General features: G+C 54.6%; 10 protein-coding genes. 9 read left to right on the top strand and 1 reads right to left on the bottom strand.

What is annotated here, in order from left to right; translation table 11 throughout:
- Window positions 1-3: 3 nt before the first annotated feature.
- Together LOC70_RS01925 and LOC70_RS01920 are read left to right on the top strand one after the other, a co-directional pair.
- Complete coding sequence (locus LOC70_RS01925; RefSeq protein ID WP_230251564.1) at window positions 4-960, top strand: hypothetical protein; 957 nt, start codon at window positions 4-6, stop codon at window positions 958-960.
- Window positions 961-1,104 (top strand): hypothetical protein, encoded by a 144-nt coding sequence (locus LOC70_RS01920; RefSeq protein ID WP_230251563.1) that lies wholly within the window; start codon window positions 961-963, stop codon window positions 1,102-1,104.
- Window positions 1,105-1,255: 151 nt separating this feature from the next.
- Here LOC70_RS01920 and katG read toward each other — a convergent pair whose 3' ends face one another.
- Entirely contained in the window at window positions 1,256-3,637 is a 2,382-nt protein-coding gene (gene katG / locus LOC70_RS01915; RefSeq protein ID WP_230251562.1) for a catalase/peroxidase HPI, read from the bottom strand.
- 519 nt (window positions 3,638-4,156) lie between these two features.
- On the opposite strand from katG, the gene LOC70_RS01910 reads away from it, so the two are divergent.
- From LOC70_RS01910 to LOC70_RS01880, 7 genes are all read left to right on the top strand, one after another.
- Entirely contained in the window at window positions 4,157-4,894 is a 738-nt protein-coding gene (locus LOC70_RS01910) for an FAD-binding oxidoreductase (protein WP_230251561.1), read from the top strand.
- 310 nt (window positions 4,895-5,204) lie between these two features.
- Complete coding sequence (locus LOC70_RS01905) at window positions 5,205-6,662, top strand: arylsulfatase (RefSeq protein ID WP_230251560.1); 1,458 nt, start codon at window positions 5,205-5,207, stop codon at window positions 6,660-6,662.
- 361 nt (window positions 6,663-7,023) lie between these two features.
- Window positions 7,024-7,944 (top strand): beta-propeller domain-containing protein, encoded by a 921-nt coding sequence (locus tag LOC70_RS01900; protein WP_230251891.1) that lies wholly within the window; start codon window positions 7,024-7,026, stop codon window positions 7,942-7,944.
- A 203-nt stretch (window positions 7,945-8,147) separates the two neighbouring features.
- Window positions 8,148-8,741, top strand: a complete 594-nt coding sequence (locus LOC70_RS01895; RefSeq protein WP_230251559.1) for a hypothetical protein — start codon at window positions 8,148-8,150, stop codon at window positions 8,739-8,741.
- Window positions 8,738-10,222 (top strand): sulfatase family protein, encoded by a 1,485-nt coding sequence (locus LOC70_RS01890; protein ID WP_230251558.1) that lies wholly within the window; start codon window positions 8,738-8,740, stop codon window positions 10,220-10,222. Before LOC70_RS01895 ends, LOC70_RS01890 begins: the two co-directional genes overlap by 4 nt.
- A gap of 77 nt (window positions 10,223-10,299) precedes the next feature.
- On the top strand, window positions 10,300-11,709 hold the full coding sequence (locus tag LOC70_RS01885) for a sulfatase family protein (RefSeq protein WP_230251557.1): 1,410 nt from the start codon (window positions 10,300-10,302) through the stop codon (window positions 11,707-11,709).
- Window positions 11,710-11,728: 19 nt separating this feature from the next.
- Window positions 11,729-13,990: a right-handed parallel beta-helix repeat-containing protein gene (locus LOC70_RS01880; protein ID WP_390888978.1), complete on the top strand. Its 2,262-nt coding sequence runs from the start codon at window positions 11,729-11,731 to the stop codon at window positions 13,988-13,990.
- Window positions 13,991-14,093: the final 103 nt, after the last annotated feature.

Raw genomic sequence — 14,093 nt, 5'->3', positions numbered from 1 at the left:
CCAATGACCAGCATTTTTTCCACTTACTCTACTGGCGAAAACCGAGTCACCGCTTCATGCCTCGCGGTACTTCGTTCACTTTCGATTGATCGGATGGAGAGGCTGGTCGGTGCCCTGCTGGAGCAGTCAGAGTTTCAATTGATTCGCTTTGAAAACCAGCCTTCTAAAGGCGCGGCTGGAGTTCCGGATGCGATCATTCAGAGCAGTTTAAGATTGCTTATCGAAACAAAGATTCAGCGGAACACGGTTCGCCGCGACCAGCTTGTTCGGCATCTGAAGCGGCTGGATGAAGCTACTGAATCCAATCTTTTGCTTCTCGTGCTAACCCCTGACGATGTTCGCCCAAGGGCATTGGACTCCGTGGAGGACGATCGGGTCGCCTGGGCTTCATTCACAATGCTGGATCAAGCAATCAACGAGCTTCTCGAGGACCCGAAGGAAGTTGTCTCCGAACGTGAAGCGTTTCTTTTGCGTGAGCTGCAGTCCATGCTTGAGGCCGAAGGGCTCACCGCGAGTTTGAATGACACAGTCATCGTTGCTGCTCGGAATGCTTGGCCAGAATACGAAAAGCTGCATGCATACGTTTGTCAACCAAACCGTTCATTTCAGCTAGTAAGCCGGATTGGTTTCTATTCCAAAGGAGTCATTTACCCGCTGGTGCCAAAGGTCATCGCTTCCTACGACGATGTGGTCATGACAAAAGGCTCTGCTGAAACGCCGTTGGCTGAGTTGGTCAATCAGTTGATTGAAGAAGGATACCGACCTGAAGGTGAACGATTTAAAATCCTGCTGCTATCAGCGCCGGACTCACCAGACACTCTCGTATTGGATAATCCGATACCGAACGATAAAAGATCGAAATCGGGCAAACCGACCGCGTTTACGATGGGTCAGAGGTATGTGTCCAGCGAGGCTCTGCGCGTTGCCAAATCAACTTCGGATCTTGATGACAACGAGTAATTGGTTTCAGACCACTGGACGTTCGATCGTGGTTACACGCGACTGACGCTTCGCGAATGTATCGCCGCGAACCGTTCGTTGTTGGTTAGCGAGGTGGAACTGGCGATTGCCTATCGCGTCTCTTGTTTTGGTTCCTACGAGTGACGTTTGTGCCGTTTTTAGCCGGAACGGCCTCTGATTTCGTAAGGTGTTTTGGGGTCGGGGTTTAGGAAAGAGAGAACCCCGAAAGTATCTCACGCTGGGGGTTACACTCGGGGAGGCGGTCAATCGTTTGCTGCGAGGCAAGGCATTCGGGTTAGCAAATGGACATTGCTTGAGCTCGCTCTTCGGGCACATCGAACCGGTCGAGCATCATGACTTTGTGCCATGCTTGGACGAAGTCGTTGACCAAACGTTCGTGGCCATCGTCGGCGGCGTAGACCTCGGCGACTTGGCGGAGTTGAGCGTTGCTGCCGAACACCAAGTCGCATCGTGTGGCTGTGTATTTGGTCTCGCCGGTTTCGCGATCTTTGATGTCGAACAACAGTTCGTCATCGCTCTGCGGTTCCCACTGAACTTCCATGGATGTTAGGACTCGGAAGAAGTCGTTGGTAAGGCGGCCTGGTGTTTCGGTGAACACACCGTGTGCGGAGCCGTCATGGTTGACGTTCAGCACCTTCAGCCCGCCGGACAGCGCCGTCCATTCGGGCGCGGTTAGCTTCAGCAAGTGAGCCTTGTCCAAGAACAAATGCTCCGGCGGGACTTTGTAGGTCACTTGGTCGTTTCGATAGTTGCGGAAACCATCCACGACGGGCTTCAACCACTCAAAGCTCGCTTCGTCCGTCCATTCCTGCGTCGTGTCCATTCGTCCGGGAACGAATGGGACTTCGACGTCGATGCCCGCGTCCTGGGCCGCTTTTTCAATTCCCGCACAACCTGCCAATACAATTAGATCCGCGATGGAAATCTTCTTGTCGGTGGTTTGTGACTCGTTGAATTGTTGTTGGATTGATTCGAGTGTCGCGAGCGTTTCTTTAAGCTGTGCGGGGTTGTTGACTTCCCAGTTGATCTGAGGCTCCAACCGTACGCGGGCTCCGTTAGCACCGCCGCGTTTGTCGCTGTCGCGGTAGGTGGATGCGGAGGCCCACGCGGCCGAGACCAATTGCGATACGGACAAACCACTGCCGAGCACTTTGGTTTTCAAAGCGGCGATATCGTCCGAGGAAACCGTTTCGTGATCCAGCGACGGCACTGGATCTTGCCAAGGCAACAGTTCGTCGGGAATTTCCGGGCCGACGTATCGATCGACCGGTCCCATGTCACGGTGAGTCAGCTTGTACCAAGCTCGCGAAAACGCATCTGCAAAGTAATCGAAGTCTTCTAGAAAGCGTTCGCAGATCTTGCGATAGATGGGATCTTCTTTCAGTGCAATGTCGGACGTCATCATCATCAACGGATTCTGCTTGCCTTCGATGTGGGCATCCGGCGTCGTGCGTGCGTCGTCTTCCACCGGAGTCCACTGCAAAGCACCGGCGGGGCTTTCCGTCTTCTTCCATTCGTAGGTGAAGAGGTTTTGCAGGTACTCGTTGTCCCACTGAGTTGGGTTGGATGTCCAAGACCCTTCGATGCCATTGGTCATTGTGTACTCGGCGTTGCCGGTACCAACCGGGTTATTCCAACCAAGTCCCATCTCTTTCATGGAAGCGGCTTCCGGTGCGGCACCGATCTCGGCCGGATTGACCATTCCGTGCGACTTGCCGAAGGCGTGACCGCCCGCAATCAGTGCCACGGTTTCTTCATCGTTCATCGCCATCCGTGCGAAGCTTTCACGAATTTCGCGAGCGCTGTCCATCGGATCGCCGTTGCCATCGGGGCCTTCTGGATTGACATAGATGATCGCTTGGTGAGTTGCCGCGACGGGGTTCTCAAGGTCCCAGTGCTCTTGTTTGGGATCGCCTTCCCAACGCTCGTCGAGCGTCACCATCTCGTCCGGATGTCCAACCTGGTCGTCGCCGGCCCAGCCTTCGGGACCCCAGTAGGTTGCCGAGTCGGGTTCCCACTGGTCGATTCGTCCGCCAGCAAAACCAAATGTCCGGAAGCCCATGTCTTCGAGCGCGACATTGCCGGTCAGAATCATCAGGTCCGCCCAACTGAGTTTGGCTCCGTATTTTTGTTTGATTGGCCAGAGCAAGCGACGTGATTTGTCCGTGTTGCCGTTGTCCCACCAGGAGTTGATGGGAGCGAACCGCTGCATCCCGCCGCCCGCACCGCCGCGGCCATCGGCAATGCGATACGTTCCGGCGGAGTGCCACGCCATACGGATCATTTGTGGTCCGTAATTGCCATAGTCGCACGGCCACCAATCGACTGACGTTCGGAGAAGCTGGCGAATGTCGGCTTTGAGTTGGTCGTAATTGATCTCGCTGAAAGCCTGCTGGTAGTTCAAATCACGAAGGGGGTTGGCTTGGATGGGATCCCGGTGCAGCAGTTCGACTTTCAATCGGTTGGGCCACCAGTGATCCAGTTGAGGTTCCGATCCGATGGCGCCACCGATGCGCGTCCCGCGGAACGGGCAGGCTCCCGTGGTTGCGGCTCGCGTGGTGACCTTGGTCGTGGTGTCATGTCCACCGTTTTCCATGTCAACGGGTTTGGACGAGCCACCATGAGGGAATGGACATTTTGATTCGGTTGTGGACATGGTGGCTCGCAGAAAAGTTGATGGGACGGGTTCGATCGCACTTGAGATGATCGCGATGCGGTGGCGCAATCGCTGATGCGACATGCTAGGAAGCTGAACACCGGCACGGATTGGAAGTCGATGATCCGTTGTGTGCGGCCCTCCATTCAGATCGCGTTGCGGTGTCTCGCAGTTGTTGCGAGTGGTGCGTCGAGGCTTGGTTTTGAAGTCGGGAGAATTGCTGAGCGTTTGCGGAGAGATGTTGAGTGGACGAATGTCTTTACGACATTTTCTAGGTTTGTTTTGTCGAAAGTCTTGACGACTTTCGCTACGGACGGTGCGACGAAAGTCTTGACGACTTTCGCTACGGTTGGGGCGTCGAGGGTTTGGATGACTTTCGGTACGGATGGTGCGACGAAAGTCTTGGCGACATTCGCTACGGATGGGTTTTTGGTGGATCGCTCCTTGGGGTTTGGCATTCTTTTCGCGGCTCTCTGCGAAGGCGTTTGCTAAAGAACCTCTACTCACTAAGGAACGAACATGAGCACCGCAGAGACTCAACCACAAAGCGGCACGACAGATTGGGACAGTTACGGGAAACATCGAGGACGCGTGTTGCATCGCGAGCAATTGGCCGAGCACGTGAACCTTTACGTGGTTGAAAAACCGGAAGGGTTCGAGTTTCGGCCGGGGCAAGCTGTTGAGCTGTCCATCGACGAAGTCGGCTATCGCGAGAAGAAACGTCCCTTCACGATCACCAGCCTGCCCAACAACCCTCGGTTGGAATTCATCATCAAGTCGTACCCGACAGCGGAGTTTCCTGAACACGAAGGTGTCACGGAACATCTTGGTCGCGAAATCGAGGTGAATGACCGAGTGATCTTTGGTGATCCGTGGGGCACGATCGAGTATCAAGGCCCCGGTGTCTTCATCGCGGGCGGTGCTGGTATCACGCCTTTCGTTTCGATTCTCAGACAGCTTGAAAGAGATGGGGAACTGGAGGGGAATCGATTGTTTTTTTCCAACAAGCAACATCAGAACGTTTTCTTGCAAGGCGAGCTGTTTCGGATCTTGGGCCATGCCGTCGTTTGCACGTTGACGCAGGAACAGCACCGCGATTACGAACAGGGGCGAATCGATCAACAGTGGTTGCAGAAACGTGTGGACGATTTCTCGCAGCCGTTCTATCTCTGCGGTCCGCCCGCCATGGTGAATGAACTGAAAGAGACGTTGTCGAAACTCGGCGCCAAGACTGAGTCGATGGTGTTCGAAGAGTGATCGCAGTGGCTGGCTTTCTTGAACGAACCGACACTTGCAGAACAGCCATCACGAGGCGACATGCCCTCTTGTGGCTGTCTCCATACTGCCATCGTGTCGCAAATCGTTGGCGTCGCGTTGCGTTTCGTCCTGGAAAAGCGTGTTGCTTTATCGACGATGATCTCTTCGCGGCAATTCGGCGGGAGGTATGCTCATGTCACCTTGTCGCCTGGCATCAGCGACAGGGTCCCGGCATCAGTGTTGGGGCCCCGGCATCTTCGCGAGGGAATCGAAGAGTGCCCGTACATGACTTTGACAGTGAGTGAAGACCTTGCCAATCCAATTCCTCTCGCGATGGTTGACGTTCGTTGCCCTATCGCTGGCTTGTTTCATCGGAAATGCTCGTGCCAATGAAAAGCCAAACATCATCTACTTGATGTTGGACGAGTGGGGCTATTTCGAATCGGGGCATATGGGGCACCCGGAGCTGTTGACTCCAAACATTGATCAGTTTGCTCGTGAAGGCATGCGTTTCACCAACGCGTACGCGGGCGCCCCGGTGTGCGGACCGACACGTTGCGTGTTGTTGACTGGGTTGCACTCCGGGCACACGTCCATGCGAGTCAACGATGGCTTCTCACCCATCCGAGCCGACGAGCCAACGCTCGCGACCATGCTTCGGGAGTCGGACTATGTCACCGGTGGCTTTGGCAAATGGGGCATCGGAGGTCGCGGGACATCGGGGATCCCCGAAGAGCATGGCTTTGATGAGTTCTTTGGGTACTACGACCAAGTTCACGCTCACACGTTCTACCCACAGTATTTGATCCGCAACAGCCAAGAAGTTCTGCTCCCCGGCAATCCAGGTGAATCGTTCTATGAAGGTGACACCCATGCTCAATTGGTTATCTTCGAAGAAGCGAAGAAGTTCATTCAACGAAATCGTGACAAGCCGTTCTTCTGCTACCTGCCCTGGACACCGCCGCATGGGATTTGGGGGATCGACGAAGATGACCCGTCTTGGATGCTTTTTAAAGACAAGCCATGGACGGCGGGCCAGAAAACAGATCGCGATGCACGAGTGTATGCGGCGTTCCTGCATTTAGTGGATCGACAACTTGGCGAGATACTAGATCTGTTACGCGAGCAGGAGATCGACGAAAACACCATCGTCTTTTTGTGCGGCGACAATGGCGGACAAGACTACTTCAAAACAGACGAAAGGCCGCATGGATTCTTTGCTCCCAACCTGAATCCCAAGACGGGCGAACGTTTTCGTGCTGGCAAAGGTTCGCTCTATGAAGGCGGCCTGAGAGTGCCGTACTTGGTGCGGTGGCCAGGGCGTGTGAAAGCGGGCAACGTGTCCGATCATTTGTTGTGTTTTCAAGACGTCATGCCAACACTGGCTGAGCTAACCGACACCACCTGCCCAGAAACGGATGGCGTTTCGTTTCTTCCAACTCTGCTCGATGAGAAGGGGCAAGAAACTCATCAGACTCTCTACTGGGAATACGGTAACCAACGAGCCGTGCGGAAGGATCAGTGGAAGGCTTACCGAGCCGCCAAAGCGGATTGGGAGCTTTATGATCTGTCCAGCGACGTCGAAGAAAAGAACAACGTCGCCGACGAGCATCCTGGGGTTCTCAAACAACTGGTCGAGTACGCATCCGAGGCTCACGAGCCGGTCCGGCCGGGGAAAGTCTACGACCGTTCGTTGACACAGAAGGACAGGCGCCAGGCTCCGCACCATCGTCGATCAAACACCGGAGAGGACCGAGGAAATGATTGATCACATTGAGAAGGCTCGATGGCATGGGAATGGATGTCCCGATCCTCTCCAGTAACGGGTTCGGTGCATTGTCGCTTTCCCGTGAGGCCAAGCGTCAACTCGTAGCGAAAGTCGCCTGTCCTTCCGAAGCATTCCGTCGTGACATCCTGCCAAGACTCTCAACTCATTCCGTAGCGAAAGTCGTCAAGACTTTCGGCGCATTCCACAGCAGAAGCTGCCAAGACTTTTATCCCACCCTGCATCGAAAACCGCCAAGATTTTCACCCCATCCCACTTTGAAAGAAAGTCTTCCATGAATTCCTCCGCGTTCCGTTCAATGAGTCTTCCTGACGCGAGGAGGCTGAATCAAATCCTGTTGCAAATGGTCTCTTCGATCGCTTTGTCTTTCTTCGCAGTCGGTGTGATTGCTCAAGACACCACACACAGCTTTTTAGCATGTGGCAAGAACACTTACATTATGAAAGCGGATGGCACGAAGAGTTGGACGTATCCGGCGGCCACGCGAGACGGCTATGTCCTCGGGGACGGCACGATCATTCTGACGCTCAGTAAATCCAAACGGTACAAGGGTGGAGCTGTCGTCCAAATTGATCCGGACGAAACAGAAACACTGCTTTGGAAAGGCACGCAAAGCGAGGTCAACAGTGCTCAGCCGACCCCGGACGGCAACTTGGTCATCACGGAAGCGGGAGACCGACCACGTCTGATCGAGCTTGGTCCGGACGGGAAGGTCTTGGTTGAATTTCCATTGGCGTGTCAAACGGAGAATCATCACATGCAGACGCGCATGGCACGCAAGGTCGAAGATGGAACCTACCTTGTTCCGCATCTGCTTGATTTTGCTGTTTTTCAATATGACCCGAACGGCAATGTCTTGCGGAAGTTCGACACAACCGTCTCAGGTGATACTCAGCACAAGATTCATACTTGGCCGTTCACCGCGATCCGACATGGCGATAACCAGACGCTTGTCTGCTGCACTCACGGCAACCGAGTCGTTGATTTTGACCGCGAGGGAAATGTCGTTTGGAAGTTGACCAACGACGATTTGCCTGGTGAGTGGTTGCAAGATCCCTGTGGTGCTCAGGTGCTGCCCAATGGAAACATCGTCATCACCAGCTACGCCGCTGGACGTGCCGATCCTCACGCCCCGAAGCTGTTCGAGGTGACACGCGATAAGAAAGTAGTGTGGCAGTACACCGACGGCCAGAAAGTCGGGATTCACCACTTCCAGGTGCTCACGACCAACGGAACCAAGCTGCGAGAACCCGCCATGAAGTAGTGGAATTCGCCAGGATTCCTGGCCCGCATTCCGTCGCTTTTCTTGCTTCTGGACTTCTGGCGAAGTCCACTACGTTTCGAAGAGCCCCCGAGCTTCTGGCGAAGCCCCCCACGTTTCAGTGAACCTGGGCTTCTGGTGAAGCCCAATACGTTTCGATGAGTCAAGACTTCTGGCGAAGTCCGCTACGTTCAGGTGCCCTTGTCATGAGCAAACGAGATCATTTGCGTCGACTGGACGCCAATGCCTACCGAGGCAATGCCGTGGTGCATTGGGCGATGACGATGCGGGATCGTCGAACAGGTTGGTTGGATGCGAAGTTCTACTTTCACTTTCGAGAATTGCTCACTCATTCGCTGTTTCGTTACGCGATTGCTTGCCCAATCTTTTGTCTGATGCCGGATCACATTCACCTGATGTGGTTAGGGATTCTCGAATCCTCCGATCAGAAGCTTGCGATGAAACACTTCCGAACAAGGCTGAACCAATCATTGCGAACAATCGATTTTGAGCTGCAGGATCAAGCGTATGATCATGTGCTACAACCCGAAGAACGGCAGGAAGCAGTGTTCGTCGAAACGTGTGATTATCTCGCTCGCAATCCCGAGCGAGCGAAGCTGGTTCCGCTCGACGGATACACCAACTATCCCTATTCCGGATGTTTGGTCCCCGGGTATCCGGAGCTAAATCCGTTTCAATCAGATTTCTGGATGCGATTTGACCGAACGGTCTCGTATCTGCGCAAGAATGGTCTCGTAGTGGAATTCGCCAGAATTCCGGAAGCTGGAGAAAGTGAATGATTAGGTGGTTCATCATGGGGCTTCTGGCGAAGTCCACTACGTTGATTGTTTTGGGACTTCTGGCGAAGTCCACTACGTGTTCTGCTGCTGAGCAACCCAACTTTGTCATCATCTTCACCGATGATCAGGGCTATCAGGATGTTGGCTGCTTCGGTTCACCCGACATTCGAACTCCACGGTTAGACTCGATGGCCGCTGAGGGAATGAAGTTCACCAGCTTCTACGCTCAGCCCATTTGCGGACCGTCCCGCGCCGCACTCATGACCGGTTGCTATCCGATGCGTGTTGCCGAGCGAGGCCACACAAAGCAAGTCCATCCGATTCTACACGAGGACGAGATCACCATCGCCGAAGTGTTGAAGACGAAGGGGTACGCGACCGCCTGCTTTGGCAAGTGGGATTTGGCGAAACATTCTCAGTCGGATTTCTTTATGGATCTTTTCCCGACCCGCCAGGGATTTGATTACTTCTACGGAACACCCACCAGCAACGACCGCATTGCGAATCTTTACCGCAACGAAAAGTTGATCGAACCAGCGACGAACCTGGCAACGTTGACTCAGCGTTACACCGATGAAGCCATCGCGTTTATCAAAAAAAATCAAGACCAGCCGTTCTTTGTTTACATTCCTCATTCCATGCCGCATACGCGGTTGGATGCATCGCCAGAATTCAAAGGGAAAAGCTCTCGCGGTTTGTACGGAGACGTCATTGAAGAGATCGATTTCAATGTCGGCAGGATCCTGGACACGCTCAACGAGCTGAATCTCGCTGAGAATACCTATGTTCTTGTCACAAGCGACAACGGTCCCTGGCTAATCAAGAATAAAAACCATGCCGACGGACATCTGCCGCGTGATCATGGTGGGTCGGCCGGACCGCTTCGCAGCGGCAAAGTGTCGTCGTTTGAGGGCGGCGTGCGCGTCCCCGCGATTCTTTGGGCACCGGGGAACGTACCAGCGGGAACGGTTTGTGATTCGATCGCCACGACCATGGATGTCATGCCAACGTTTGCCGCTCTTGCCGGCGCGGATGTGCCATCCGATCGAGTGATCGACGGAGAAGACATTCGGCATCTCTTCCGCGGCGAATTCGACAAGGCGGATCCTGAAAAGGCGTACTTCTACTATCTGCGAGTCCATCTGCAGGCGGTTCGTCAGGGCAAGTGGAAACTTCATTTACCCAGGGAAAAAGAACCAATCGGAGTTGCACCATTTAGTCGCAATACCCACATCGCACCCGAGGATCGGATCGGTTTCGATGAACCCTTTCTGGTCGACCTGGAAAACGATCTCGGCGAAACAGTCAATGTTGCTGCGAGGAATCCTGAAGTGGTCGAACGACTGCTAGGGCTTGTCGAATCGATGCGTGAAGACCTCGGCGACTATGACCGGGTGGGAAACAACATGAGGTTCTTCGATCCGTTAGAGGTACGTCCGACGAAGCCGCCAGTCCCGGCTCCTCGTGCGCGACGGCGATAATGATCGTCATCCCGAAAGTACCCTAGCCGATGCTGTCATCCCAATAGAGCGCGCATTACTCACCGAACACACCGCATATGAAAAACGTCATCTTTTCTCTAGCCATTGCCAGCATCCCTCTTGCCTTGATGGGAAGCGCGAGCGATGCGTATGCAAACGAGCGTCCCAACATCATTCTGCTGCTTGCCGACGATCTCGGCTACGGTGACCTGACCTGCTTTGGAAGTCCCGCGGTCAAGACACCCCATCTCGATCGTCTCGCCAGTGAGGGGATGAAGTTCAAGCGGTTCTACGCCGGTTCGGCTGTGTGCTCACCCACGCGAGCATCTGTGCTGACTGGTCGGTATCCCTTGCGATTCGGCATCACGAAACACTTCAATGACGTCAATCGATGGCTACCGGAATCGGCGACGACCGTTGCCGAGCTGTTGAAGAATGCTGGGTACAACACCGCGCATGTTGGCAAGTGGCATTTGGGTGGACTGCATGTCGACGAAAACGGAAAGCGGCTCACGGATCAGCCAGGCCCGCGGCAGCACGGGTTTGACTGTTATCAAACGCAGATTGAGCAGCAGCCTCTTCGCGGCCGAATGGGCCGAGGGCGAACGCTGTTCCGACAGGGTGGAACAGTCCTTCTTCGGAATGACATGCGGGTCGGCGACGACGATTCGTACTATCCCAAGCACTTCACTGATGCAAATGGCGACTTTGCGGTTGAGATGATCGAACGGTTTTCCGCCGAGGAAAAGCCTTTCTTTATCAATGTGTGGTGGCTCGTCCCTCACAAACCCTATGAGCCCGCTCCAGAGCCGCATTGGTCCGGCACCGCCACAGACGGTATCAGTGATGATCAGCATCGCTTCCGGTCGATGGTGCAGCACATGGATGCCAAAGTTGGCGAGATCCTCAAAAAGCTTGACGAACTCGAAATCGCAGACAACACATTCGTCCTATTCACAAGCGACAACGGAGCGGCCTACGAAGGTTTTATCCACGATTTGAAAGGCGGTAAGACCGATCTGCATGACGGTGGAATACGCGTTCCGATGGTCGTGCGTTGGCCAGCTGCGATTCCGGCTGGTCAAACATCGGAGGCGTTCGGCCACACGAACGATCTGCTGCCTACATTCTGCGATGCAGCCGGAGTTGAATTGCCGAGTGAACTGCCTATCGATGGGCTGAGCCTGTTGCCGCATTTAAAGGGTAAAGCCCCGCCGAGCGACGAAGCGAGGGGGACCGTGTTCTGGCAACTCGACCTGTACAGGAATTTGCAACGCCACTATCCGAAACCTAAGCCGTACGCGACCGAAGTCGCCATGCGCGGGAAGTGGAAGTTGCTTGCGCTCGGTGGAAAGCCCGTGGAACTGTTTGATTTGGAAGCGGACCCGAACGAGAAGCGAGACGTCATGGCCGACCATCCTGATTTGGTTGCTTCATTGAGTGCTCAGCTGACCGAATGGCTGAGCGCGCCACGGACGACCAAATGACTCGGCCAAAGGCGGACTGATGACGAAACGTTTCCTCCAACAACTAGTCCTTACGCTCCCATTTGCCATCGCAATGTTGGCGACGGGGCTGTGCAAAGCGGCGGAGCCAACCGCCGACTTTTATGTGTCGCCCAGAGGTTCTGACACATGGTCGGGGACGCTATCAGAACCAAATGGTCTGCGAACGGACGGGCCATTTGCGACACTCCAGCGTGCACGTGATGCTGTACGAAAATCCGGTAAGAATCGCTCTGGCGACGTCGTCGTTTTCATTCGCGGGGGAATCTACCGCCTGAACAAGACCGTTGTGTTTGGGGTGCAGGATGCCCCGATAAATGAAGCGACGATCACCTACGCTGCCTATCCCGGTGAGACTCCGGTCTTTAGTTCCGCTCAAGAGATAAGCGACTGGAATACGCTGGTGGATGTGCCGCCACAGTTACCGAAAAAGGCTGTCGACAAAGTTAAGTTCGCCGTAGTGGACTTCGCCAGAAGTCCCGAAAGCACCTCAGCGAAGCCAGCCGCTCCGTCGGGAACTCTGGCGAATTCCACTACAGTCCCCCGCCCGTTCCATGCACTTTTTGATGCTGACGGTATGCTCCCGCGAGCTCGGTCGAAGGGCTTCATCCCACTGACTGGAGGAAGTCGAAACGAGCTTCACTATCCAGCGGGGCGTTTGAGGAACTGGCCAAATCTCGGTGATGTCGAAATCGTTGTTCGGCCGCACCATGCTTGGATTGTGAACATCCTGCCGCTGGCATCTGTCGATGAGCAAAGGCAGATCGCTCGCACGTCGATCAACGCAACCTACGCGATGAACCGACTCCATTTCCTGAAGGAAACGCCGTCGTGCTGGGTCGAAAATGTCTTAGAGGAACTCGACGAACCGGGCGAATGGGTATTGGATTCAAAAGAGGGGAGACTTTACCTCTGGCCGCGAAATGACTCGCCAGTATTGGTGCCCACGCTGATGGAGCTCATCCGCATTGAAGGAGCCATTGACAAGGAAGGCCCGGAAGACGTGCCGGTTCGAAATCTGTGCTTTCGAGGCCTGACATTCATGCACGGCGAGCGGTACTCGGTCGCTGACGAAGATGCGGGACTGCAACACGACTGGGAAATGCATGACAAAGCGGGTTCACTTGTTCGACTGCGGGGGACTGAGAATTGTCGAATCGAAAGTTGCCGGTTCGCGCACAGCGGTGGCGGAGCGATTCGCATTGATTTACACGGCAAGAAGAACACGGTGTCTGGCAACCTGATCGAGCACATCGGTGGGACAGGCATCCTGCTTTGCGGCTATGGCCCAGGGACGAAGGACGTCAGTGGGAAGAATCTTGTCACCAACAATCAGATCCATCATGTCGGACAGATTTATTCGCACTCGCCTGGCATCATGATCTGGCAAAGTGGCGAGAATCGCATCGCGAACAACCTGGTGCACCATACGCCCTACACCGGAATCATCCTTTCTGGTTGCATGACCGATTTCTTCCGGCGTCGAGGCCGCGAGCTCAGCAGGACGATCAGGCGGTATGAGGTTGCAGGCTTGCCCAAACAACCGCAATTGGAAGACGTTCGACCCTATCTTCACACACACGACAACGTCATCGATTCCAACGAGATCCATCATGCGATGGAAATGCTTGGGGACGGAAACGGAATCTACATCCGCGGGGCGGGGGCGGGCAACGTCATCCGCCGAAACTACATTCATCACCTCATCACGCCCATGATCATGCAGGCGGCAATTCGTACTGACGGCGGCCAGATGGATACAACCATCGCCGAAAACTTGATCTATAAGTGCACCTCGCAGGGGATTATTTTGAAGCTGAACAATCGCTGCGAGAACAACATCGTCGCCGACATTATCGCACCACCTCGCGGGTACTACCTCTCGTTACGCGAAGGGCCAATGAACGAAGCGGTGGTCAAACGCAACATCTTTTACTCCGCGGGAAGAGAGACGACGTTCATTGATGAATTGCCGCCCGGCAATCGCAGGCAGTCCGAAGATCGCCGCGGGCGCGCATTGGCCCGCGCGAAGGATGCCGACACCGATCACAACATCTACTTTTGCGTGGGAAATCTGGAATTGGGCAAGCAGATGCTGGAGAAACAACAACGAGACGGCATCGACACTCACAGCCTCGCTGTTGATCCACTCTTTGTTGATCCGGCCAACGGCGACTTTCGACTCCGGCCCGATTCACCGGCATTGAAGCTGGGATTCGTGCCCATCGATTTGTCGAAAATTGGACTCGAACACGAGAATTGAAGATGACTTTCAAAGTAGCGGAACTCGTCAAGAGTTTTGGTTTCGCAATAGGGTGCGTCGAAAGTCTTGACGACTTCCGCTACGGTATCACACCTGAATTGAG

It is taken from the genome of Rhodopirellula halodulae (assembly GCF_020966775.1).
GTDB lineage: Bacteria > Planctomycetota > Planctomycetia > Pirellulales > Pirellulaceae > Rhodopirellula > Rhodopirellula halodulae.
Note: the sequence above shows the minus strand (reverse complement) of the source record. Positions and strands in the feature narration are given on the sequence as shown.